General features: G+C 71.5%; 20 protein-coding genes and 1 pseudogene. 10 read left to right on the forward strand and 11 right to left on the reverse strand.

What is annotated here, in order from left to right; all coding sequences use genetic code 11:
• Positions 1 to 51: 51 nt before the first annotated feature.
• The 4 genes from EIM47_RS04700 to purB all read right to left on the reverse strand — a co-directional run bounded on the left by EIM47_RS04700 (position 52) and on the right by purB (position 7,047).
• A complete protein-coding gene (locus tag EIM47_RS04700; RefSeq protein ID WP_028914682.1) occupies positions 52 to 2,880 on the reverse strand; it encodes a 2-oxoglutarate dehydrogenase E1 component in 2,829 nt (942 codons plus the stop codon).
• 250 nt (positions 2,881 to 3,130) lie between these two features.
• Positions 3,131 to 4,030, reverse strand: coding sequence for a GNAT family N-acetyltransferase (locus EIM47_RS04705; RefSeq protein ID WP_125076265.1), 900 nt, complete (start codon positions 4,028 to 4,030; stop codon positions 3,131 to 3,133).
• Positions 4,027 to 5,433, reverse strand: a complete 1,407-nt coding sequence (locus tag EIM47_RS04710) for a cupin domain-containing protein (RefSeq protein WP_125076266.1) — start codon at positions 5,431 to 5,433, stop codon at positions 4,027 to 4,029. Before EIM47_RS04710 ends, EIM47_RS04705 begins: the two co-directional genes overlap by 4 nt.
• Before the next feature lie 246 nt (positions 5,434 to 5,679).
• A complete protein-coding gene (gene purB, locus EIM47_RS04715) occupies positions 5,680 to 7,047 on the reverse strand; it encodes an adenylosuccinate lyase (RefSeq protein WP_125076267.1) in 1,368 nt (455 codons plus the stop codon).
• Positions 7,048 to 7,828: 781 nt separating this feature from the next.
• Here purB and EIM47_RS04720 point away from each other — a divergent pair.
• Positions 7,829 to 9,310 carry a class II fumarate hydratase gene (locus EIM47_RS04720; RefSeq protein WP_125076268.1) on the forward strand — a complete coding sequence of 494 codons (1,482 nt, stop codon included), beginning with the start codon at positions 7,829 to 7,831 and terminating at the stop codon, positions 9,308 to 9,310.
• Positions 9,311 to 9,369: 59 nt separating this feature from the next.
• On the opposite strand, the gene EIM47_RS04725 is transcribed toward EIM47_RS04720, so the two are convergent.
• Genes EIM47_RS04725 through EIM47_RS04755 form a run of 7 tightly spaced genes read right to left on the reverse strand, consistent with a single transcriptional unit; the run spans position 9,370 to position 14,204 of the window.
• Positions 9,370 to 10,152 carry a hypothetical protein gene (locus EIM47_RS04725; RefSeq protein ID WP_125076269.1) on the reverse strand — a complete coding sequence of 261 codons (783 nt, stop codon included), beginning with the start codon at positions 10,150 to 10,152 and terminating at the stop codon, positions 9,370 to 9,372.
• An 11-nt stretch (positions 10,153 to 10,163) separates the two neighbouring features.
• Positions 10,164 to 10,844: a hypothetical protein gene (locus EIM47_RS04730; protein WP_125076270.1), complete on the reverse strand. Its 681-nt coding sequence runs from the start codon at positions 10,842 to 10,844 to the stop codon at positions 10,164 to 10,166.
• Positions 10,845 to 10,858: 14 nt separating this feature from the next.
• The gene (locus EIM47_RS04735; RefSeq protein WP_125076271.1) at positions 10,859 to 11,683 is read right to left on the reverse strand and encodes a hypothetical protein; all 825 of its coding nucleotides are present in this window, start codon (positions 11,681 to 11,683) and stop codon (positions 10,859 to 10,861) included.
• A gap of 15 nt (positions 11,684 to 11,698) precedes the next feature.
• Positions 11,699 to 12,703 (reverse strand): hypothetical protein, encoded by a 1,005-nt coding sequence (locus tag EIM47_RS04740; protein ID WP_019397828.1) that lies wholly within the window; start codon positions 12,701 to 12,703, stop codon positions 11,699 to 11,701.
• On the reverse strand, positions 12,700 to 13,587 hold the full coding sequence (locus EIM47_RS04745) for an ABC transporter ATP-binding protein (protein WP_028914675.1): 888 nt from the start codon (positions 13,585 to 13,587) through the stop codon (positions 12,700 to 12,702). The genes EIM47_RS04740 and EIM47_RS04745 overlap by 4 nt, the downstream gene beginning before the upstream one ends.
• Before the next feature lies 1 nt (position 13,588).
• Positions 13,589 to 13,951 carry a GntR family transcriptional regulator gene (locus EIM47_RS04750; protein ID WP_026010354.1) on the reverse strand — a complete coding sequence of 121 codons (363 nt, stop codon included), beginning with the start codon at positions 13,949 to 13,951 and terminating at the stop codon, positions 13,589 to 13,591.
• Between the two features lie 4 nt (positions 13,952 to 13,955).
• Positions 13,956 to 14,204: a hypothetical protein gene (locus EIM47_RS04755; RefSeq protein WP_019397825.1), complete on the reverse strand. Its 249-nt coding sequence runs from the start codon at positions 14,202 to 14,204 to the stop codon at positions 13,956 to 13,958.
• 117 nt (positions 14,205 to 14,321) lie between these two features.
• On the opposite strand from EIM47_RS04755, the pseudogene EIM47_RS04760 reads away from it, so the two are divergent.
• From EIM47_RS04760 to EIM47_RS04800, 9 genes and pseudogenes are all read left to right on the forward strand, one after another.
• Positions 14,322 to 14,864, forward strand: a pseudogene (locus EIM47_RS04760) (glutathione peroxidase); the annotation flags it as partial.
• Between the two features lie 102 nt (positions 14,865 to 14,966).
• Positions 14,967 to 15,899 (forward strand): FKBP-type peptidyl-prolyl cis-trans isomerase, encoded by a 933-nt coding sequence (locus EIM47_RS04765; RefSeq protein WP_019397823.1) that lies wholly within the window; start codon positions 14,967 to 14,969, stop codon positions 15,897 to 15,899.
• An 84-nt stretch (positions 15,900 to 15,983) separates the two neighbouring features.
• Positions 15,984 to 16,208, forward strand: coding sequence for a SlyX family protein (locus EIM47_RS04770; RefSeq protein WP_019397822.1), 225 nt, complete (start codon positions 15,984 to 15,986; stop codon positions 16,206 to 16,208).
• Between the two features lie 55 nt (positions 16,209 to 16,263).
• Positions 16,264 to 16,866 carry a DUF2058 family protein gene (locus tag EIM47_RS04775; protein WP_019397821.1) on the forward strand — a complete coding sequence of 201 codons (603 nt, stop codon included), beginning with the start codon at positions 16,264 to 16,266 and terminating at the stop codon, positions 16,864 to 16,866.
• A gap of 85 nt (positions 16,867 to 16,951) precedes the next feature.
• The gene (gene dapB, locus EIM47_RS04780; RefSeq protein ID WP_083852389.1) at positions 16,952 to 17,677 is read left to right on the forward strand and encodes a 4-hydroxy-tetrahydrodipicolinate reductase; all 726 of its coding nucleotides are present in this window, start codon (positions 16,952 to 16,954) and stop codon (positions 17,675 to 17,677) included.
• A 180-nt stretch (positions 17,678 to 17,857) separates the two neighbouring features.
• Positions 17,858 to 18,979 (forward strand): glutamine-hydrolyzing carbamoyl-phosphate synthase small subunit, encoded by a 1,122-nt coding sequence (gene carA / locus EIM47_RS04785; RefSeq protein ID WP_125076273.1) that lies wholly within the window; start codon positions 17,858 to 17,860, stop codon positions 18,977 to 18,979.
• A 73-nt stretch (positions 18,980 to 19,052) separates the two neighbouring features.
• Positions 19,053 to 22,295 (forward strand): carbamoyl-phosphate synthase large subunit, encoded by a 3,243-nt coding sequence (gene carB, locus EIM47_RS04790; protein ID WP_125076274.1) that lies wholly within the window; start codon positions 19,053 to 19,055, stop codon positions 22,293 to 22,295.
• The gene (gene greA, locus EIM47_RS04795) at positions 22,292 to 22,768 is read left to right on the forward strand and encodes a transcription elongation factor GreA (protein ID WP_026010350.1); all 477 of its coding nucleotides are present in this window, start codon (positions 22,292 to 22,294) and stop codon (positions 22,766 to 22,768) included. Before carB ends, greA begins: the two co-directional genes overlap by 4 nt.
• Before the next feature lie 10 nt (positions 22,769 to 22,778).
• Positions 22,779 to 23,732, forward strand: coding sequence for a hypothetical protein (locus tag EIM47_RS04800; RefSeq protein WP_019397816.1), 954 nt, complete (start codon positions 22,779 to 22,781; stop codon positions 23,730 to 23,732).
• Positions 23,733 to 23,751: the final 19 nt, after the last annotated feature.

Here is a 23,751-nt window from a genome sequence, read left to right on the forward strand (position 1 = left end):
TTGGGGCGTATGTCGGTAGGGCGGAAAGGCGGTGTTTTGTGGTGCCGCCGATTATTCGGCGACGATCTGGCTGCCGGGCGGGTTGACCAGCGCGTCGGCGACCAGCTGCTGCTGCTCGGCCACGTGGTCGGCGAAATGGCCGACGGCGGGCGAGGGCGAGCGGCTGCGGCCGGCGTAGCTGAGCGCCTGGCCCTTGGCCAGGCAGGCCTGCAGGTGGTGCTTGATCTGGTACCAGGCGCCCTGGTTCTGCGGTTCTTCCTGGCACCAGATGACATCGGCGGCCTTGCCGTACTTCTGCAGTTCGGCCGACAGCAGGGCGCGCGGGAACGGGTACAGCTGCTCGACGCGGATGATGGCCACGTCGTCCTGGCCGCGCTTCTGCGCGTCCTCCAGCAGGTCGTAGTAGACCTTGCCCGAGCACAGCACCACGCGCTTGACCTTCTTGGGGTCGGCGGAGGCGTCCGGGATCAGGTGCTGGAACTCGCCGTTGGCCAGCTCGTCCAGGGTGGACACGGCCAGCTTGTGGCGCAGCAGCGACTTCGGCGACATGACCACCAGCGGCTTGCGGGTGCTCATCTTCATCTGCCGGCGCAGCATGTGGAAGCACTGGGCCGGGGTGGTGGGCACGCAGACCAGCATGTTCTCCAGCGCGCACAGCTGCAGGAAGCGCTCCAGGCGCGCGGAGCTGTGCTCCGGGCCCTGGCCTTCGTAGCCGTGCGGCAGCAGCAGGGTCAGGCCGGAGATGCGGCCCCACTTGGCCTCGCCGGCGGCGATGAACTGGTCGATCACCACCTGGGCGCCGTTGGCGAAGTCGCCGAACTGGGCTTCCCAGATGTCCAGGGTGTTCGGGTCGGTGGTGGAGAAACCGTACTCGAACGCCATCACCGCCTCCTCGCTCAGCAGCGAGTCGATCACGGTGCAGCGCTCGGGGCTTTCGACCAGCTGCCGCAGCGGCATGTAGTACGCGTCGGTCTTCTGGTCGTGCAGGATCGCGTGGCGGTGGAAGAAGGTGCCGCGGCCGGCGTCCTGGCCGACCAGGCGCAGGCCATGGCCCTCGGCCAGCAGGGTGGCGTAAGCCAGGTTCTCGGCGAAGCCCCAGTCGCCCGGCAGCTCGCCGGCGCTCATCTTGAGGCGGTCGTCGTAGATCTTGGCCACGCGCGGGTGCAGCACCACGCCCTGCGGGATGGTGTTGATCAGCTTGGCCAGCTGCTGCAGCGTGCCCTTCTTGACCCGGGTATCGACCGGATCGGAAACCTTGCCCGACAGGTACTTGGACCAGTCGATGGTCAGCTCGTAGTCCTCGGGCTTGGAGGGCGCCAGCTCGGTGGTGACCTCGCCGGCGTCGAGCTTGTTGCGGTAGCCGTCGACCAGCACCTTGCCCTCGTCGGGGGCGATCACGCCTTCCTTCTCCAGCTTGCTGGCGTACAGCTCGCGGGTGGTCGGGTGCTTGCGGATGGTCTGGTACATCACCGGCTGGGTCGCCGCCGGCTCGTCGGCCTCGTTGTGGCCGTGGCGGCGGTAGCAGACCAGGTCGATGACCACGTCCTTCTTGAACTTCTGGCGGAACTCGTAGGCCAGCTTGGCCACGAACACCACCGCCTCCGGGTCGTCGCCGTTCACGTGGAACACCGGGGCGCCGACCATCTTGGCCACGTCGGTGCAGTACAGCGTGGAGCGGGCGTCTTCCTTGTTGCTGGTGGTGAAGCCGACCTGGTTGTTGACCACGATGTGCACGGTGCCGCCGACGGCGAAGCCGCGCGCCTGCGACATCTGGAACAGCTCCATCACCACGCCCTGGCCGGCGAACGCGGCGTCGCCGTGGATCAGGACCGGCAGGACCTTGCTGCGCTCGGTGTCGCCGCGGCGCTCCTGGCGCGAGCGGGCGGAGCCGGCGACCACCGGGTCGACGATCTCCAGGTGCGAGGGGTTGAAGGCCAGGGCCAGGTGGACCGGGTCGCCCGGGGTGGCGATGTCGGCCGAGAAGCCCATGTGGTACTTCACGTCGCCGGCGTGGGCCACGGCGTCGTGCTCGAACTTGCCCTCGAACTCGTCGAACAGCTTGCGCGGGTTCTTGCCGAGGGTGTTGACCAGGACGTTCAGGCGGCCGCGGTGGGCCATGCCGATGACGATGTCCTTGACCTTGTCGACGCCGGCCTGGCGGACCACGGTGTCCAGCAGCGGGATCAGCGATTCGCCGCCTTCCAGCGAGAAGCGCTTCTGGCCGACGTACTTGGTGTGCAGGTAGCGCTCCAGGCCCTCGGCGGCGGTCAGCCGCTCCAGCACGCGCTTGCGGGTCTCGGCGCTGAGGTTGTAGTCGCCGCCGGCCAGCTCCAGGCGCTGGTACAGCCACTGGCGCTGCTCGACCTCGGCCATGTGCATGAACTCGGCGCCGATCGAGCCGGTGTAGGTCGCCTTCAGGCGCGCCAGCAGGTCGCGCAGCTTCATCCGCGGCTGGCCGGCCAGGCCGCCGGTGCTGAACTCGGCGTCCAGGTCGCGCTCGGACAGGTTGTGGAACTCAAGGCCCAGGTCCGGCGGGTTCATCGGCGGGGTCAGGCCCAGCGGATCGAGCTTCGCGCCGAGGTGGCCGCGCGAGCGGTAGGCGGTGATCAGGCGGCCGACGTTGCGCTCGCGCTCGTCGCCGGCACCCTGCGCCACCGGCGCGGCATTGGCGGCGTTGCGGGCGGCCTCGGCCACGTGGGCGATGACCGCCGAGTGCGGCACGTCTCCGGCTTCGCGTCCCTTGAACCCGTCGAAGTAGGCCTTCCACTTCGGGTCCACGCTGTCGGGGGAGACCAGGTACTGCTCGTACAGGTCCTCGATGAAGGCGGCATTGCTGCCGAGCTGCGAAGACTGCGCAAACTGCTTGAGTAGGTTGTCCACGATATGTCGCGTCTGGAGGATGGGCGGGCGCGCCGCTGACCCCGGAACCTGGCCCCTTGGCCGGCCCGGAAAGCCGCAAAAGTATAACCCCCATTCATTCGCGGGGGGCCTTATCCAAAGGGTGGATGGCCTGTTCCAGCTGTGTATCGTCTGGTCCTGTTCACACTCGCCGGATGCGACGCCGGCCGGCGGCCTGCACCGCAACGTGACGCCGCGCACGGGCGCCGCGCTGGAACCGGTTACGTGCCGGTCAGCCCAGCGCGCGCAGTTCAGTGCACGGTCGCGAGCGCTCCCACACCGGTTCGAAGGCATGGGCCAGGCGGCGTGCGGCCGGGCCGTCCTCGATCCCGCCTTCGCCCTCGAAGCGCTGCCCCAGCGGCCGGAACAGCGCGCCGCCGGCGTCGTTGAAGGCATAGGCCGAGGGATAGCGCGCGTCCACCGGGTCGGCGACCTCGCGCAGCTCGAACACGCTGGGCAGGCGCTGGGCCAGGGCCAGCAGCGGCGCGTCCTCGCGCTGCGGGGCGGCGGCATCCTGCAGCAGGATCCGCACCTGGCGGCGACCGGGGCGGGTGGCGAAGCGGCGCAGGGCGTCGACCACCTCGCGCCGGTCCAGCAGGCCGGGGTCGAGGGCGCGGCTGTAGATGCCCAGCCCGCGGCGGGCATGGGCGGCCAGGCCGAGCAGGACCGCGGCGGCGGCCTCGGCGTCTTCCACCGGACTGGCCCCGGGCAGGCGCCGGGCCATGCGCCGGTGCTCGATCCCGGCTTCGGTGAATACCGGCCCGCAGGGCACGAAGCCGGCGCGGGCGTAGAACGCCAGGGCGTGCAGCTGCGCGTGCAGGCCCACCTCGGCCCAGCCCTGGGCACGGGCATGGGCGACCAGGGCTGCCAGCATGGCCTCGCCGATGCCGCGGCCGCGGTGGCCGGGCAGCACCGCCATGCGGCCGATGCGGCGGTCCGGGGTCAGGCGCGCGGTGCCGACCGGGGTGCCGTCGGCGTCCCGGGCCAGGACGTGGATGCTGACCGGGTCCAGCGCGTCGCGCTCCAGTTCCGCCGGCACGCCCTGGCCTTCCACGAACACCGTGGTGCGCACCGCGTGCACGGCGGCGTGCTCGCGGGCGTAGTCGGCCAGGGCGACGGCGGCCGGGCTCATTCGCCTTCGGCCTCTTCCCCGGCGTCGTCCCCGCCGGCACCGGTGTCCAGGCCGTAATGGCCGGCCTGGTACAGGGCGAAGGCGGCATCGCGGCCGGCGGCCGACAGGCGCTGCCAGGCGCCCAGGTCCAGCATGCTGGCGTCGGCCAGGTAGCGGGCGTCGGCCAGCGGCAGCTCCAGGGTCTGGCCGCTGCAGTACAGGCTGGCGTTGCCGCCGTCGTGGCGGCGGCGCCAGGCCAGGCGCGAAGCCGGGTGGCGGTGCAGGGCGCCGCCCTGGGCCAGCACTTCCTCCACGCCTTCGCGTGGCAGTTCGCGGCCGGAGGGCATGACCTCGCCGGCGGCACGGTAGGTGGTGATGAAGCGGCCGAACCAGTCGCCGAGCCGGTCCGGGTCGTTCATGCGGATGGCGTTGAGCGCCTCGACCACGCGGTTCATCGCCGCCACGTCGATCTCGTTGGGGTCGGCCGGCAGGGCCAGGTCCTCGTCGTGGTAGCGGATCGCCTCGTCGGCGTCCAGCAGCACCTCGTCCAGCCAGTCGCCCATCAGCTCGGCGGCCGAGGGGGCGCGCATGCCCACCGAGAAGGTCAGGCAGGGATCCTCGGCCACGCCGTGGTGCGGCACCAGCGGCGGCAGGTAGAGCATGTCGCCCGGGGCCAGCACCCAGTCGTGGGTCGGGTTGAACTGGCGCAGCAGCTTGATCGCCACGTCCTCGCGGAAGGACAGGTCCGGCGCCGGGCGGCCCATCGCCACCGAAGCGTCGATCATCCAGCGGCGGTGGCCGTGGGCCTGCAGCAGGAACACGTCGTAGTGGTCGACGTGGGCGCCGACCGAGCCGCCGGTGGCGGCGAAGCTGATCATGATGTCGTCGATGCGCCAGCGCGGCAGGAAGCGGAAGTGCTCCAGCAGGGCGGCCACGTCCGGGTCCCACTTGTCCACGTCCTGGACCAGCAGGGTCCAGTCGTGGTCGGGCATGCCCGGGAAGTCCTCCTCCTGGAAGGGGCCGTGGCGCACGTCCCAGGCGTCGTTGCCGCGGTCGTGGCTGATCAGCCGCGCCAGCACGCCTTCCTCGCAGGCCAGTCCGGCCAGGTCCTCGGGCATCACCGGGGTCTGGAAGCCGGGGAAGGCGTTGCGGACCAGCAGCGGACGCTTGTGCCAGTAGTCGCGCAGGAAGGCCTGCGGCGACATGCCCAGTGGCTGGTTGGCGGTGGCATCGACCTCGAACGGCAGGGCGCGGGCGCGCGGGGCGGCCTTGGCGGCCGGCTTGCGTGCGGGGCGGGCCGGAGTGGCGGCCCTGGCCGCCCGGGCACTCCTGGCGGGCTTGATGGTCCGGGCAGCCTTGGCGGCTTTCGTGGTCTTGCTGGCCTTGGTGGTCTTGGGGGATTTCGCGGGGTGCTTGGAGGTCATGGGGTGTTCCGGTCGGGCACGCGGGGGCCGCGGCGCGCGTAGGCGCTTGCGCGGTGCGGTGCGGCGACGTCGATGTGGGTGGGCATGGAATCGGCTTGGCGCGCAGCCCGGGGCCGCGGCACGGGCGGGCGGTGGCCTCGGCCGGCAGGATAGCGCAGGGGGCGGAGCCGGCCTTGAGCAGGCTCAAGCGGATGTGGGGCGCCCCCGGAAAAGGCCCGGCCCGCTGTTGCGGGCCGGGAGGGTGGATCAGATCTCGCGCGCCAGGCGTTCGGCCAGGCCGGTGTAGCCGGCCGGGGTCAGCGCGGCCAGGCGGGCGCGGGCCTCCTCCGGCAGGTCCAGCGAGGCGATGAAGGCACGCATGGCTTCGGCGTCGATGCCATGGCCGCGGGTCAGGGCCTTGAGCTGCTCGTACGGGTTGGGCAGGCCGTGGCGGCGCATCACCGTCTGCACGGCCTCGGCCAGCACTTCCCAGGCCGCGTCCAGGTCGGCCTGCAGGCGCTGCGGGTTCACTTCCAGCTTGCCCAGGCCCTTGGCCAGCGAGTCCAGGGCCACCTGGGTGTGGCCGAAGGCGGTGCCCAGGGCGCGCAGGACGGTGGAGTCGGTGAGGTCGCGCTGCCAGCGGCTGATCGGCAGCTTGGCCGAGAAGTGCTCGAACAGGGCGTTGGCGATGCCGAAGTTGCCCTCGGCGTTCTCGAAGTCGATCGGGTTGACCTTGTGCGGCATGGTCGAGGAGCCGATCTCGCCTTCCTTGAGCTTCTGCTTGAAGTAGCCCAGCGAGATGTAGCCCCAGATGTCGCGGGCCAGGTCGACCAGCACGGTGTTGGCGCGGCGCACCGCGTCGCCCAGCTCGGCGACGTTGTCGTGCGGCTCGATCTGGGTGGTGTAGGGGTTGAACGGCAGGCCCAGCGACTCGACGAAGCGGCGGGCGAAGGCTGGCCAGTCCACGTCCGGGTAGCTGATGGCGTGGGCGTTGTAGTTGCCGACCGCGCCGTTGATCTTGCCGCTCAGCTCGACCGCGGCGATCTGCCTGCGCTGGCGCTCCAGGCGCGCGACCACGTTGGCGATCTCCTTGCCCAGGGTGGTGGGCGAGGCGGTCTGGCCGTGGGTGCGCGACAGCATCGGCTGGCCGGCCTGCTCGTGGGCCAGCTTGCGCAGGGTGGCGGTGACGCCGTCCAGCGCCGGCAGCAGCACCTCGTCGCGCGCCTGGCGCAGCATCAGGGCGTAGGACAGGTTGTTGATGTCCTCGCTGGTGCAGGCGAAGTGCACGAACTCCAGTGCCGGGCCCAGCTCGGCGTCGTCGCGCAGCTGCTCCTTGATGAAGTACTCCACCGCCTTGACGTCGTGGTTGGTGGTGCGCTCGATTTCCTTGACCCGCGCGGCATGGGCCACCGAGAAGCCGTCGGCCAGTGCGCGCAGGCGCTGGCGCGCGTCTTCGGAGAACGCCGGCAGCTCGGCGATGCCCGGCTCGGCGGCCAGGGCCAGCAGCCACTCGATCTCCACCCGCACGCGGGCGCGGATCAGGCCGTACTCGGAAAAGATCGGGCGCAGGGCGTCGACCTTGCCGGCGTAGCGGCCGTCGAGCGGGGACAGGGCGAGCAGGGCGGAATCCGTCATTGGAAGGCGGCTGGCTGGGAAACAGGGCCGCATAGTTTAAGGCGTGCACGCGGGACGTGCCGGGCGGGGCGCCTGGCGCGTCGCCACGCGCCGGCGATTCTGGCGCAGCACAGCGCATTGGGGCGAGAACCTGGCCTGGTTGGGGCCCCTCGGCCAGCTGGCCGGCTTCGGGCGGAGCCGCGGCGCTCCGTGGGTGCGGCGCATCGCGCGACTCCGCCATCCTGGCTCCAACGCGCGACCGCAGGCCATCCATGGCCTGCTTGCGCCGCACCCACGCACCACCGCGTCTTCGGGCACGTCCGGGTCGCGGCTCCGCTCCGCCCCCCTTGATGACACGGAAGGAGGATGGGGGCGGCATTTCCGGCGTGGCCAGGCACCGGACCATCACCCCGGCTCCTTTCCCGGAGGGAAAGGGGAAGAACAAGAGCGAAGCCGCGAGCCGGAAGCTCCCGAAGACGTGGCAGTGCGGGGGGATGGGGCAAGCGGCACATTGATGTGCCGCGGTCGCGCGTTGGAGCAGGACGCGGAGTCGCGCGATGCCCCATCCCCCCGCACTGCCGCGGCTCCGACCGGAGCCCGCCACGGCAAGCGGCCGGAGTCCTGGGGGCATGCACGCCACCACCCAGGCGATCGCGCCCGCTTTGGGCGCTTCGCTTGTCCGTGCCGCGGGGAGTACGCAGCACAGTTGCATGACCGGAACAGACCGGGGCCGCGGAGTGGCGACAGCCATGGACACCGGCGGGGGTATGCTCGCCGCGATCCCCAAACGCCGGAGACGGCCATGAGTCCATCCCCCGCACGTTCCCCCCGCGCCAGGAAGTCCCCGGCGCGGCCCGGTACCACCGCGCCGGCCCGGCGCACCCGGGTCGAGCACGACAGCATGGGCGAGCTGCAGGTTCCCGCCGACGCCCTGTGGGGCGCGCAGACCCAGCGCGCGGTGCAGAACTTCCCGGTGTCCGGGCGGCCGATGCCACGCGGCTTCATCCGCGCCCTCGGCCTGGTCAAGGCCGCCGCGGCCGAGGTCAACGCCGGCCTGGGCCTGCTGCCCAAGAACGTGGCCGGCGCGATCCGCGCAGCGGCGCTGGAGGTGGCCGAAGGCCTGCACGACGCCCACTTCCCGGTGGACATCTACCAGACCGGCTCGGGCACCTCGTCCAACATGAATGCCAACGAGGTGATCGCCAGCCTGGCCAATGCCTCGGGCAAGGCCGGCAAGCGCGCCGTGCATCCCAACGACCACGTCAACCTGGGTCAGAGTTCCAACGACGTGGTGCCCACCGCGATCCGCGTGTCCGCCCAGCTGGCGGTGGTCGAGGACCTGCTGCCGGCGATCCGCCACCTGCGCCGCACCATCGAGAAACGCGCCCGCGAACTGCGCAAGGTGGTCAAGACCGGCCGCACCCACCTGATGGATGCGATGCCGCTCACCTTCGGCCAGGAATTCGGGGCCTGGGCCTCGCAGCTGGCCTCCGCCGAAGGCCGCCTGGAGGACGCGCTCAAGCGCTTGCGCCGGCTGCCGCTGGGCGGCACCGCGATCGGCAGCGGCATCAACGCCGACCCGCGCTTCGGCGAACGTGCCGCGCGCGCGCTGTCGCGCCTGGCCGGCACCCGCTTCGAGAGCGCGGCCGACAAGTTCGAGGGCCTGGCCTCCCAGGACGACGCGGTGGAACTGTCCGGCCAGCTCAACGCGCTGGCGGTGGCCCTGATCAAGATCGCCAACGACCTGCGCTGGATGAACTCCGGGCCGCTGGCCGGCCTGGGCGAGGTGGAGCTGCCGGCGCTGCAGCCGGGCAGCTCGATCATGCCGGGTAAGGTCAACCCGGTGATCCCGGAGGCCACGGTGATGGCCGCCGCACAGGTGATCGGCCACCATACCGCGATCACCGTGGCCGGCCAGACCGGCAACTTCCAGCTCAACGTGACCCTGCCACTGGTCGCGGCCAACCTGCTCGAATCCGTGCAGCTGCTGTCGAACGTGTCGCGGCTGCTGGCCGACCGCTGCATCGCCGGACTCAGGGTGCGCGCCGACGTGGTGAGGCAGGCGCTGGACCGCAACCCGATCCTGGTCACCGCGCTCAACCCGGTGATCGGTTACGAGAAGGGCGCGGCCATCGCCAAGCAGGCCTACAAGGAAGGTCGTCCGGTGCTGGAGGTGGCGATGGAGGTCACCGGGCTGCCGGAGAAGACCCTGGCCCCGCTGCTGGATCCGGCGCTGCTGGCGCGCGGCGGCATCCACGGCAAACCCGGCGGGGGCGGCGGCTAAAAAAAGAGGGCCGCGCGGGCGGCCCTGGAATCGCCGTGGCGCCGGCCGCGACGTGGGGATTACATCCGCAAGGAGGCGTCGCGTGCGGCGGCGTCCGCCTCGGCGGCGGCATCCAGCTCGAAGCCTGCCGGATCGTCGCCGCCGGCGCTCATCTCGGCGCCGACGCCGACCAGCCCGGCCTGCACCTGCAGCTTGCGCTTGCGCTGGCCGTCCTGGCCGCAGGACTCCACGTCCTCCGGCTCCAGCCGCGCATAGGGCCGGAACTCGGGCAGCGCCGCGGCCAGCGCCTGCTGGGTGGCGAGCAGGCCCGGCAGGCGCCCGCACACCAGTGCGCTGGCTTCGGCCTCGATGCGCTTGCCCTCGGCCTCCATGCGCTTCTCCAGTTCCCCGGTTTTGCCGGTGAGGGCGGCCTTGACCGCGCCGGTCGCGGCGCGCACGCCCAGTTCGGCGCCGCGCGAGCCCAGGGCCAGGCCGGCCTGGGCGACGGAGACCAGCTGCCGGCGGTGCGCCAGCAGCAGCTGGCGCTGGGTCTCGTCGATGGCCACCGCCTTGCCTTCGATCAGCAGGTCGCCGGCCGGGGTAATCTCGGCGCGCGGCAGGTCGCTGGTGTCCTTGCCGTACTGCACCCAGTTGCGGTGGCGGCCGCCGATGCTGATGTTCTCCTCCTCCAGCCGGCGCGCGGCGCGGTCCATCGCCGCGCGCACGCTGCGGGTGACGAACGACTCGCCCGGCGCGGCGCTGGCCGGATCGTCGTCTGCCGGCGCGGGTGCTTCCTTGTTGCAACCGGCCAGCGGCAGCAGCGCGGCCAGGGCGAGGGCGAGGATGGGGGCGTGGATGCGCATGCTGGGGCTCCTCAGAGTCGGGCGAATTCGCGCCGCACTTCCGCTTCGCAGTTGTGGACGTCTTCCGGCGTCATGCTGGCGTAGGGCCGGAACTCCGGCACCGCCGCGGCCAGCGCCTGCTGCGAGGCGTACAGCCCGGGCAGGTTGCGGCACAGCTGCAGGATGCCCGGTTCCAGGGTGGAGCGCAGGCTGGACTCCAGCTGGCGCTCCAGGCGGCCGGTCATGGCACTGGCCATCAGCCCCAGCAGGCCTCGGTCGACGACATCCAGCGCGGCGTTGGCCGCCTTCTCACCGACCTCGATCCCGGCCACGGCCACGTCGATCGCCTGCCTGCGGTAGGCCAGCAGCAGCGCGCGCTGGGCGTCGTCGATCGCCACCGCCTTGCCGTCGACCAGCAGGTCGCCGGCCGGGGTGATTTCGCCGCGCGGCAGGTCGTTGCGCGCGTCCTTGTGCTTGTTGGGGCCGACGTACGCACCGACGCCCAGCTCGAGGTTGCCGGACTGCAGCTCGGCGCGGGCCGCGGCCAGCTCGCGCTCGACCTCCGCGCGCGCGCCGGCCAGTTCGGAGGCCAGGTCGGCGTCGGGCCCGCCGCCGGCGGGGGCGGCCACCGCGGCCAGCGGCAGCAGCGCGGCCAGCAGCGCGGCCAGCAGCAGCGGACGGGTGCGGCGGGCAAGGGAAGCAGGTGCGTTCATGGTGTCCTCCTTCGTCAATCGCGGCGGGGCAGTTCGACGCGCCCCACGTCGCGGTGGCTGATGTCGCCGCTGCCGACGTGGCGCACCTCCAGGGCGGGGGCGCCGCGCACGTCCAGGTCGCCGGAGCCGATCGAACCGACCCGCACCGGGCCGCCGACGCGCTGCAGGCGGGCGTTGCCGGAACCGATGCCGTCGATGCGCACGCCGCCGCGCACGTCGGCCAGGACCAGATCGCCGGAACCGATGTCCCCGACCTCGACCTCGCCGCGCACGTCGCGCGCCACCACGTCGCCCGAGCCGAGCGACAGCAGCTTCAGCGGGCCGCTGCCGGCGACCTCCAGGTCGCCCGAGCCGACCTTGGCGGTGACCGCGCCGCGCACGCCGCGCAGGCTGGCATCGCCGGAGCCGACGTCGGCTCCGGCGCTGGCCACGCCCTCGACGAAGCCGTCGCCGGAGCCGACCACCAGCTGCACCAGGACGTCATCGGGCACGGTGCCGGCCACGTCCAGCCGGGCGTAGGCGCCCATGCCCAGGCCGCCGCGCTGGGCCGGACCGCGGGTGGCCACCACCAGGGTGTCGCCCTGCTTCTCCTGCACCAGCTCCAGCTGCTGCAGCAGGGCGGCGCTGGATGCGCAGGCGCGCCCGGCGATGCGATGGCTGGCGCCCGCGGCGGCCTTGGCCCGCACCGTGTGCTGGCCGGTCACCAGGCGCACGGTGCGGACGCCGTCCAGGTCCAGTTGCACCGCGCGCTGGGCTTCGTGCGCACAGCGGCGCTCGTCGGCGCCGGCGGCGGCCGGCAGCGCGGCCAGGACCAGCAGGATCGGGAACAGGTTGCGCATGTCGCTCCTCCCGGCTCAGGCCGAGGCTTCGTCGCGCCAGCGGCGCAGGGGGATGGCGGCGGCGACCAGGGCGGCGCCCACGGCCGCGCCGATCCACAGGTCCCAGCTCGCGTACAGCTGCCAGTTGCTGGTCTGGTCAAGGATCGCGGCGACCAGCTGCGACGGATCGTGGATCTCGCCGGACTGCAGCCGGCTGCCCATGCCGTGCACGCTCCAGGAGCCGGGCATCACGCTCATCAGGCCGCGGTAGACCGCCACGTACCAGATCTTGCCGTAGGGCAGGTCCAGGCCGGGCACCGCGCCGAACACGCTGAGCATCACGCAGCCCAGCACCGGCACCAGCGCGGCCCACAGGAACGGCTTGCTGCGCACCAGGGCCGAGCAGAACATCAGCCAGCCGACGGTCGGCAGCGACCACAGCAGGCCCAGCGGGACGGTGGCCAGCAGGCGCCCGGCGACGCTGAAGGGATGGCTGTGGGTGAACAGCGCGCCCGGATGCGGCAGGCCGCCGACCAGCATGGCCACGGCCGCGACCAGCCACAGGGCGATGCCGACGGCCAGGCCCACCAGCACCGACAGCAGCGGCGCCAGCAGCAGGGCCCAGGCGGCCTTGGACAGCACGGTCTGCGCATCGGACACCGGCAGCGACTTCCAGAACAGCACGCTGCGGTCGCGGCGGTCGTCGTACAGGCTGCCCAGGGCGTAGAAGAACACCACGAAGGCGAGCACCGCGCTGAGCATGCTGCAGCCGGCCATCAGCAGGCCGTCGCCGGCGGCGCCGACGATCCTCAGGTAGGCGCCCAGGTCGTCGATGGATTCGGCTTCGCCGCCGCCGAGCTGGCGGCGGGCCTGCACGGCGCCGGCCAGGGCCAGCAGCGTGGCCATGGCCACGGCGATGCCGCCGGTGATCACCGGGGCCCAGAGGAAGCCGCCGCGGTTTTCCCAGAACTCGCGGCGCAGCAGCCAGGCGAAGGTCCGGGTCCAGCGGTTGCCGGCGGTGTTGGCGGCAAGGGCATTCATGCGTAGGTTCCTTTCATCAGGGCCACGAACAGGTCGGCCAGGCCGGGGGTACGGACCTCGCCGAGGGCGGCGGCGCGCTCCGGCGCCAGGCCGTCGTACAGGAAGACGCTCTTGCCGAAGGGCAGGGCGCGTTCGTCGACCGGGGCCAGGGCGCGCGCCTCGGCGACGCGGTCGGCGCCGACCAGCACCTCGCAGTAGCGTTCGGCCAGGTGCTCCATCTCCGCCGACAGCACGATCCGGCCGTCGCGGATGAACAGCACGTCGGTGAGGATGTGCTCGATCTCCTCGACCTGGTGGGTGGTGACCAGGATGGTCTTGTCCTCGTCGAAGTAGTCCTCCAGCAGGCGCTGGTAGAACTGCTTGCGGTAGAGGATGTCCAGGCCCAGGGTCGGCTCGTCCAGCACCAGCAGGCGCGCATCGATCGCCATCACCAGGGCCAGGTGCAGCTGCACGATCATGCCCTTGGACATCTCGCGCACCCGCAGCTTCGGGTTGAGCTGGGTGTTGGCCAGGAAGCGCTCGCACTTGGCGCGGTCGAAGCGCGGGTGCACCCCGGCCACGAAGTCGACCGCCTCGCGCACCCGCATCCAGCGCGGCAGCACCGCCACGTCGGCGATGAAGCACACCTGGTTCATCAGTTCGTCGCGCTGGGTGCGCGGGTCCAGGCCCAGCACCCGTAGCTGGCCGTCGAACGGGGTCAGGCCGAGGATGGCTTTCAGCGCGGTGGTCTTGCCGGCGCCGTTGGGGCCGATCAGGCCGACGATGCGTCCGGGGCCGATGTCGAAGTCGGCGCCGGCCACCGCGAGCTTGTGCTTGTAGGCCTTGCGCAGGCCGCGGGCGGTGACGACCGGGGTGGCGGCGGTTTCGGGGGCGAGGGCGGTCATGTCAGTTGTTCCCAAGGGCATGCAGCAGTTCCTCCAGCGACAGGCCGAGGCGCCGGATGCGCTCGACCACGGCGGGCCATTCCTCGTTGAGGAAGCGGTCGCGCTCGCTGCTGCGCAGCTTCCGCGAGGCCTCCTCGGTCACGAACATGCCCAGGCCGCGGCGTTTCTCGACCAGGCCTTCATCCGCCAGCTCCTGGTAGGCGCGGGAGACGGTGATCGGGTTCAGCTGGTACTCGGCCGCCACCTGGCGCACCGAGGGGAGGGCTTCGCCCGGCTTGAGGATTCCGTCGAGCATCATGGCGATCACGCGCTCCTTCAATTGACGGTAGATCGGAGCGCCGTCGCTCCACTGGATGTCGCTCATTCGGTCAGCTCCGGGTGCGCAGCGCGTGCGCAAAGGAGAAATAGGGCATGGACAGCGAGGCCCGCAGCCGGTGGGCCGGGCGTTCGGTCGCCGCCTCCAGGCCCGCCTCGGCCCGCTCCATCGCGGCCTCGGCGGCGCCATAATCCCCCGCGCGTCCTTCCTGGGCGGGCAACCAGGCCACGAAGCACAGGGCCATGCCAAGGCCCGACGCGATCAGCCAGAAGCGGCGGCCTGCGTAGGTAATCCGGTTCATGGGGCGTCCTGCTTTGGGTGACTGGTGTTGTATTCAACTATAACACCTACACACGGCATGTCAAATCCCCGCCAACCCAACTGATGGCCTATCCCGGCCGGAATCCCGGAGAACATGATGAAAGCATCCAAGTGGTTGATGGCAATCGGTATTTCCCTGGGACTCGCGGCGCCGGCCGCGGCTGCCGGCAGCGACCTGCTGGATCTGGAGTACCGCCCGCTGGCCTCGCGCACCCCGGTGAACCTGGCCGAACGCCATGCCGGCCAGGTCCTGCTGGTGGTCAACACCGCCAGCAAGTGCGGCTTCACCCCGCAATACGAGGGCCTGGAGGCGCTGCACCAGCGTTACGCCGGGCGCGGCTTCGCGGTGATCGGTTTCCCCTCGAACGATTTCCGCGGCCAGGAGCCGGGCGACGAGGCCCAGATCCAGGAGTTCTGCACCCTGACCTACGGAGTGAAGTTCCCCATGTACGAGAAGGTCCAGGTGATCGGCGAGGAAGCCACGCCGCTGTACCGGCGCCTGGCCGCCGCCACCGGGGTGCAGCCGGGCTGGAACTTCCACAAGTACCTGGTCTCCCGGGACGGGCGGGTGGTCGGCAACTGGCCAAGCAAGGTCGAGCCGCTGGACCCGGCCCTGGTGGCGGCGATCGAGCGCGAGCTGGCGCGCCGCCGGCACGCGCTGACCGCCGCCGCGGCGCATGCGACAATGCGCGCGGACCGGCCCCGGGCCGGCGATCGATCCACCTCATTGGAACCGTAACGAATGAACAACCGCATGCGCGGCGCCCTGGCGTCGCTGGTGATGGGAGCGAGCGTGATGACCGGCGCGGCGATGGCCCAGGACAAGGCCTCGCTGGCCACGGAGAAGGACAAGGTCAGCTACGCGATCGGCCTGGACGTGGCCAGCTCGTTCGAGCCGCTGGCCCCGCACGTGGACCTGGACGCGATGCAGCGTGCCGTCGCCAACGCCTTCGCCGGCGGCCAGCCGCTGCAGTCCGAGGAGCAGGCGCGCGCCACCGACGCCGCCCTGCGCGCCGCGCTGGCGGCCCGCCAGGGCCAGCGCGTCCCGGGCATGGCGCCCGGCGCCGAGCCGCCGGCCCCGCCGGCCGAGCAGGTCGGCCTGCTGATCGGCGACCGCATGATCGGCCCGTCGCTGGCCCCGCTCAAGGACGACATCGACCTGGCCGTGCTGATGCAGGCCGTGCGCACCGCGTTCGCCAAGGGCACACCGCTGCTGAACCAGCAGGAGGCCGGCGCCGCGCTGCAGTCCTACATGGCCCGCAAGCAGCAGGCCGTGGCCGAGAAGAACCGCGCAGAGGGTGCCGCCTTCCTGGCCGAGAACAAGAAGCAGAAGGGCGTGATCACCACCCCGTCGGGCCTGCAGTACATGGTCCTGCGCCAGGGCAGCGGCGCGCGTCCGACCCCCAGCGACACCGTGCGCGTCAACTACGAGGGCAAGCTGCTGGACGGCACCGTGTTCGACAGCTCCTACCAGCGCGGCCAGCCGGCCGAGTTCCCGCTGGGCAGCGTGATCGCCGGCTGGACCGAGGGCGTGTCGCTGATGCCGGTGGGCGCCAAGTACCGCTTCTGGATCCCGTCCGACCTGGCCTACGGTGCCAACGGCGCGCCGGGTGGCGTGATCGGTCCGGATGCGACCCTGACCTTCGACGTCGAGCTGCTCGACATCGCCCGCTGAGGCGGGCAGGGCACGGCGGCGCCGTCCGGGAAGCGGGCGGCCCGCCACGCCGCGTGCCGCCCCTGCGGCAAGGAACGAAACACCATGCAGTACGGTCAGGACGATCTGGAACAGCGGCTGGTCGAGCTGGAAACGCGCCTGGCGTTCCAGGAGCAGGCGCTGTCGGAGCTGAGCGAGGCGCTGGCCGAGGCGCGCCTGGAGCGCGCCCGCACCGACGCCATCCTGCAGGCGGTGCTGGCCGACCTGCGCGGGCTGCGCGGGGCGCTCTACGCCGATCCGGGCAGCGAACCGCCGCCGCCGCACTACTGACCGCCGGCGCTCCCGCGCCGCCACCGATCCCATGGGCCTGCGGCCCGTTGATGCCATGACCGACAGCCTCCGCGACCAGCTCCTCAACCTAGGGTTCAAGGCGCCCGCGCCCGAACGCCGCCAGCCACCGCGCAAGGACGGGGGCGGCAAGCCGCGTCCGCCGCAGGGCGGGGCGCCGCGCAAGGGTGCCCCGCAGCGCAAGGGCGAGGCCGCGCCGAAGCGCCGCCACGAGGGCGAGATCGACCTGGGCAAGGCCTGGGCGCTGCGCGCGCAGCAGGAAAAGCAGGAGCGGATCGAAGCCGAGCAGCGCCGCCAGGAAGAGGCGCGCCAGCGCCGCGAGGCGCGCGCGAAGCTTGAGGAGCTGCTCAAGGACAAGGTCCTCAACGACGAGGCGGCCGACATCGCCCGGCACTTCGAGTACGGCGGCAAGATCAAGCGCATCTACGTCACCGCCGCGCAGCTGCGCGAACTCAACGCCGGGCAGCTGGGCGTGGTCCAGCTCAATGGCCGCTACCTGCTGGTGGATGCCCAGGTGCTGGCCCAGGCCGAGCAGATCTTCCCGCAGGCGGTCGCGCTGAAGGTCGACCCCGACGCCACGGCGGAGGAGGATCCCTACGCCGACCCGCGTTACCAGGTCCCCGACGACCTGGTCTGGTGAGCCGCGCGGCACCCGCCGCGCCGCACCCTGCATTCCGCTTCCGCGCTTGCCGGCGGACCCGCCGCCCGGCTAGCCTGCGAGGCCTATGGACAAGCCCCTGCGGATCCTCATTCACGGCGCTTCCGGGCGCATGGGCCGGGCCCTGCTGCGGCTTGCCGCCGACGCCCCCGAACGCTGGCAGGTGGTCGCCGCGGTGGCCGGCCGCGCGCCGCTGCAGCGGGTGGTCGACGGCATCCCGCAGTTCGCCGCGGCCGAACTGTCCGGGGTCCCGGATTTCGACGTGGCCATCGACTTCAGCCTGCCGGAAGGCTTCGAGCCGGTGCTGGCGCAGTGCGTGAAGCGGCGCCGGCCGCTGGTCTCGGGCACCACCGGCATCTCCGCCGGGCAGCGCCAGGCGCTGGAGCAGGCCGCCGCCACGATCCCCGTGCTTTGGGCCTCCAACTTCAGTGTGGGCGTGGCGGTGCTGAACGAACTGGTCGAGCAGGCCGCGCGCGCGCTGGCCGGCTGGGACTGCGACATCGTCGAACAGCACCACGTGCACAAGAAGGATGCCCCCTCGGGCACCGCCCTGACCCTGGGCGAGGCGGCCGTCCGCGGCGGCGCCGAGCCGCGGTATGCCAGCCTGCGCGCCGGCGACATCGTCGGCGAGCACACGGTGCAGTTCGCCGGGCAGGGCGAGCGCGTCGAACTCGTGCACCGCGCCACCAGCCGCGACATCTTCGCCCGCGGCGCGCTGCAGGCGGCCACCGCGCTGGCGGGCCGCCCACCGGGCCTGTACACCTTGCGCGACCTGCTTTTCGGCCAGGGCTGAACGACGCGCGAAACCATTCGCCGCGTGAACGGCGGCGTTCCCTTTTGGGGGCGTCGCCGGTACAATTCCCGCTCGCCTGTTACCCCCATGCCCGGACCGGAGAGATGCCAGTCCGCGGTTTTTTGCAGCCCGCCTCTGGCTGGGCCGGCGACAGGGCTCCTCCACCTGAAGGCGAACGACGTGACCCATCCCGCAATCCTCGTCCTCGAAGACGGCACCGTGTTCGAGGGCGAATCCGTAGGCGCAAGTGGCCTCGCCGTCGGCGAAGTGGTGTTCAACACCGCCATGACCGGCTACCAGGAGATCGTGACCGACCCGTCCTATGCGCGGCAGCTGGTCACCCTGACCTATCCCCACATCGGCAACACCGGCTGCACCGGCCAGGACGACGAGGCCGGCAAGGTCTGGTCGGCCGGCCTGATCGTGCGCGACGTGCCGCGACGCCCCAGCAACTGGCGCAGCGAAGCCCCGCTGCAGGACTGGCTGGCCGTGCGCGGCGTGGTCGCCATCGCCGGCATCGACACCCGCAAGCTGACCCGCCTGCTGCGCGAGCGCGGCGCCCAGAACGGCGCGCTGATGGCGGGCGAGGGCATCGACGTGGACACCGCGCTGGAAGCGGCGCGCAAGTTCCCGGGCCTGAAGGGCATGGACCTGGCCCAGGTGGTCAGCACCACCGAGCGCTACGCCTGGACCGAGGGCCAGCTGGACCTGGACCGCAACGCCTTCGTCGGCGCGGAGAAGAAGTACCGCGTCGTCGCCTATGACTTCGGCGTGAAGACCAACATCCTGCGCATGCTCGCCGAGCGCGGCTGCGAGGTCACCGTGGTGCCGGCGAAGACCCCGGCCACCGAGGTGCTGGCGCTGAATCCCGACGGCGTGTTCCTGTCCAATGGCCCGGGCGACCCGGAGCCGTGCGGCTACGCCATCGCCGCGATCCGCGAGTTCCTGGCCAAGAAGGTGCCGCTGTTCGGCATCTGCCTGGGCCACCAGCTGCTGGCCCTGGCTGCCGGCGCGCGTACCATCAAGATGGCCAACGGCCACCACGGCGCCAACCACCCGGTGCAGGAGCTGGGCAGCGGCCGCGTGCTGATCACCTCGCAGAACCACGGCTTCGCGGTCGACGAGGCCAGCCTGCCGGCGAACGTGCGCGTCACACACCGCTCGCTGTTCGACGGCACCAACCAGGGCATCGAGCTGACCGACGCCCCGGCGTTCTCGTTCCAGGGCCATCCGGAAGCCTCGCCGGGCCCGCACGACGTGGCGCCCCTGTTCGACCGTTTCGTGGCCTCGATGGCGGCCTGACCGGCCGCCGCGGCACGCCCACCGGCCCGGGAGCCGCAGCCCAAGGCGCGCTCCCCGCAATCCAGAGAACGAAATGCCCAAGCGCAGCGACATCAAGACCATCCTCATCATCGGCGCCGGCCCGATCGTCATCGGCCAGGCCTGCGAGTTCGACTACTCGGGCGCGCAGGCGTGCAAGGCGCTGCGCGAGGAGGGCTACCGGGTGGTGCTGGTCAACAGCAACCCGGCCACGATCATGACCGACCCGGACACCGCCGACGCGGTGTACATCGAGCCGATCAACTGGCAGACGGTCGAGAAGATCATCGCCAAGGAGCGCCCGGACGCGCTGCTGCCGACCATGGGCGGCCAGACCGCGCTCAACTGCGCCCTGGACCTGGCCGACCACGGCGTGCTGGAGAAGTACGGCGTCGAGCTGATCGGCGCCTCGCGCGAGGCCATCCGCATGGCCGAGGACCGCGAGCTGTTCCGCGTGGCCATGCAGGAGATCGGCCTGGAGTGCCCGAAGGCCGAGGTGGCGAAGAGCTTCGAGCAGGCGGTGGAGATCCAGGCCAAGGTGGGCTACCCGACCATCATCCGCCCGTCCTTCACCCTGGGCGGCAGCGGCGGCGGCATCGCCTACAACCGCGAGGAGTTCGAGGAGATCGTCAAGCGCGGCCTGGAGCTGTCGCCGGTGCACGAGGTCCTGATCGAGGAGTCGGTGCTGGGCTGGAAGGAGTTCGAGATGGAGGTGGTCCGCGACAAGGCGGACAACTGCATCATCGTCTGCTCGATCGAGAACCTCGACCCGATGGGCGTGCACACCGGCGACTCGATCACCGTGGCCCCGGCGCAGACCCTGACCGACAAGGAATACCAGCGCCTGCGCGACGCCTCCATCGCGGTGCTGCGCAAGATCGGCGTGGACACCGGCGGCTCCAACGTGCAGTTCGGCGTCAACGCCCAGACCGGCCGCGTCGTGGTGATCGAGATGAATCCGCGCGTGTCGCGTTCCTCGGCGCTGGCCTCCAAGGCCACCGGCTTCCCGATCGCCAAGGTCGCGGCCAAGCTGGCGGTGGGCTACACCCTGGACGAGCTGAAGAACGAGATCACCGGCGGCAAGACCCCGGCCTCGTTCGAGCCGGCGATCGACTACGTGGTCACCAAGATCCCGCGCTTCGCCTTCGAGAAGTTCCCGCAGGCCGATTCGCGCCTGACCACCCAGATGAAGTCGGTGGGCGAGGTGATGGCCATGGGCCGCACCTTCCGCGAGTCGGTGCAGAAGGCCCTGCGCGGCCTGGAGACCGGCAAGGTCGGCTTCGACCCGACCGGCCTGGACCTGGCGGACGAGGAGGACCTGGCGACCCTGCGCCGCGAGCTCAAGGCTCCCGGCCCGGAGCGCCTGTTCTACGTGGCCGACGCCTTCCGCGCCGGCATGAGCGTGGAGGAGATCCACGCCCTGTCGTTCATCGACCCGTGGTTCCTGGACCAGATCGAGGAGATCATCGCCGAGGAGAAGCGGGTGGCCGCCGAGGGGCTGGATTCGCTGGACGGCAAGCGCCTGCGCAAGCTCAAGCGCGACGGCTTCTCCGACGCGCGCCTGGCGCAGCTGACCGGCACCAACGAGGCCGCGGTCCGCGCCCTGCGCCGCGCGCACAAGGTGCGCCCGGTTTACAAGCGCGTGGACTCCTGCGCCGCCGAGTTCGCCACCAGCACCGCCTACCTGTACTCGACCTACGAGGACGAGTGCGAGGCCAATCCGAGCAACCGCGACAAGATCATGATCCTGGGCGGCGGCCCCAACCGCATCGGCCAGGGCATCGAGTTCGACTACTGCTGCGTCCACGCCGCCCTTGCCCTGCGCGAGGACGGCTACGAGACCATCATGGTCAACTGCAACCCGGAGACGGTCTCCACCGACTACGACACCTCCGACCGCCTGTACTTCGAGCCGCTCACCCTCGAGGACGTGCTGGAGATCGTCGAGCTGGAGCAGCCCAAGGGCGTGATCGTGCAGTACGGCGGCCAGACCCCGCTGAAGCTGGCGCGCGCGCTGGAAGCCAACGGCGTGCCGGTGGTCGGCACCAGCCCGGACTCCATCGACCTGGCCGAGGACCGCGAGCGCTTCCAGCAGCTGGTCGAGAAGCTGGGCCTGAAGCAGCCGCCGAACCGCACCGCGCGCACCGCCGACGAGGCGCTGGCCCTGGCCCGCGAGATCGGCTATCCGCTGGTCGTGCGCCCCAGCTACGTGCTGGGCGGCCGCGCCATGGAGATCGTGTACGGCGAGGCCGACCTGGCCCGCTACGTGCGCGACGCGGTGAAGGTCTCCAACGACTCGCCGGTGCTGCTGGACCGCTTCCTGGACAACGCCGTGGAAGTCGACGTCGACCTGATCGCCGACGCCACCGGCGCCACCCTGATCGGCGGCGTGATGGAGCACATCGAGGAGGCCGGCGTGCATTCCGGCGACTCGTCCTGCTCGCTGCCGCCGTACTCGCTGTCGCAGGCCACCCAGGACGAGCTGCGCCGGCAGGTGCGCGAGCTGGCGAAGGCGCTGAAGGTGGTCGGCCTGATGAACACCCAGTTCGCCATCCAGTCCAACGAGGACGGCACCGACACCGTCTACCTGCTGGAGGTGAACCCGCGCGCCTCGCGCACGGTGCCGTTCGTGTCCAAGGCCACCGGCGTGCAGCTGGCCAAGATCGCCGCCCGCTGCATGACCGGCCGCACCCTGGCCGAGCAGGGCGCGACCCGCGAGGTCGTGCCCAGCTACTACTCGGTCAAGGAAGCGATCTTCCCGTTCGCCAAGTTCCAGGGCGTGGACCCGATCCTCGGCCCGGAGATGCGCTCCACCGGCGAGGTGATGGGCGTGGGCCGCAGCTTCGGCGCGGCCATGGCGCGCGCCCAGGAGGCCGGCGGCATCCGCGCGCCGCAGCCGGGCAAGGCGTTCGTGTCGGTGCGCGACCCGGACAAGAAGCGCGTGGTGCCGGTGGCCAAGGCCCTGGTCGAGCGCGGCTTCAGCATCGTCGCCACCCGCGGCACCGCGCAGTGGTTGCAGGACCACGGCGTGGAGTGCACCGTGGTCAACAAGGTCGCCGAGGGCCGCCCGCACATCGTCGACGCGATCAAGAACGGCGAGATCGCCTACATCGTCAACACCACCGAGGGCCGCGCCGCCATCGCCGACTCGTTCTCCATCCGGCGCGAGGCGCTGCAGCAGCGCGTGACCTACTCGACCACCGTCGCCGGCGCCAAGGCGCTGGTGCATTCGCTTGAATACCGCGGGACCGGCCCGGTCTGGTCCCTGCAGGAGCTGCACAAGGAGCTGCAATCGTGAGAGCCCCCCTGACCCTTAAAGGCGCCCAGCGCCTGCGCGAGGAGCTGGAGCACCTCAAGACGGTGAAGCGTCCGGAAGTGATCGCCGCCATCGCCGAAGCGCGCGGCCACGGCGACCTGAAGGAGAACGCCGAGTACCACGCCGCGCGCGAGCAGCAGGGCTTCATCGAAGGCCGGATCAAGCAGCTGGAGAGCGAGCTGTCGCACGCCGACCTGATCGACGTGACCAAGCTCAATGCCGGCAGCAAGGTGGTGTTCGGCGCCACCGTGACCCTGGCCGACGTGGAGACCGACGAGGAGGTCCGCTACCAGATCGTTGGCGACCTGGAGGCGGACATCAAGCAGGGCCTGATCGCGATCTCCTCGCCCGTGGCCCGCGCGCTGATCGGCAAGGAGGAGGGTGACACCATCGTGATCGAGGCCCCCGCCGGCAAGCGCGAATACGAGATCGTCAGCGTCGAGTACGTGGGCTGAGAGGCCGGCGATGACCGCCATCGCGCTGCTGCTGCCGGCCCGGGACAGGTTGCCCGGGCCCCTGCCGCAGGCGGCCGCGCGCGCCTTCGGGCGCGCCGACCGCGAGCAGCTCGAGCCCGGCGGCCGCGCCCAGCTGCGCCGCCACTTCCGCCTGACCCCGGACCACTGGCCGGTGGCCGCGCTCACCCGCCGCGCCGATGCCGGCAGCGATGCCGGCGACGCACTGTGGCTGCGCGCCGATCCGGCGCACGTGGCGCCGGACCTCAACGGCGCGCGCCTGCTCGGCTGGGGCGAAGGCCTGGGCCTGGACACCCTGGACGCGCAGGCGCTGCTGCCGGTGCTCAAACCGCTGTTCGGCGACGCCGGCTACCAGCTGGATGCGCCGCATCCGGCACGCTGGTACCTGCGCCTGCCTGCCGGCACCCCGCTGCCGGAGTTCATCGCGCCCGAGGACGCGCTCGGCGACGACCTGTTCAACGCGCTGCCGCTGGGCGAGGACCCGGTGTCGCGGCGCTGGCGCGCGCTGATCACCGAGGTCCAGGTCGCGCTGCACCACCACCCCTGGAACCGCGCGCGCACCGACCATGGCCGGCCCGCGGTCAACTCGCTGTGGTTCTGGGGCGCCGGCGTGGCCCCGGACAGCGTGCAGTCGAGCTACATGAACGTGCGCAGCCCCGATCCGCTGGTGCAGGCCCTGGCCGGCGAGGCCGGCGCCGCCACCGCGACCCCGGCCACCGCCGCCGACACGCCGCCGGGCGCGGTGGGCGACAGCCTGGTCGACCTGCGCCACCTGCGTTCGCTGGAGGTGCTGGGCAACCAGGTGCTGCCGCCGCTGCTGGCTTCGATGGCACGCGACGAGTTCGACACCTTGCTGCTGGACTTCGAGGACGGCACCCGCCTGCACCTGCGCCGCGGCCAGCGCTGGCGCTTCTGGCGCAGCCCGCTGCGTTCGCTGGACGCATGAACTCTCCCGCGCCGCGCGC

Origin of the sequence: Pseudoxanthomonas sp. SGT-18 (assembly GCF_003931645.1) — a bacterium.
GTDB lineage: Bacteria > Pseudomonadota > Gammaproteobacteria > Xanthomonadales > Xanthomonadaceae > Pseudoxanthomonas.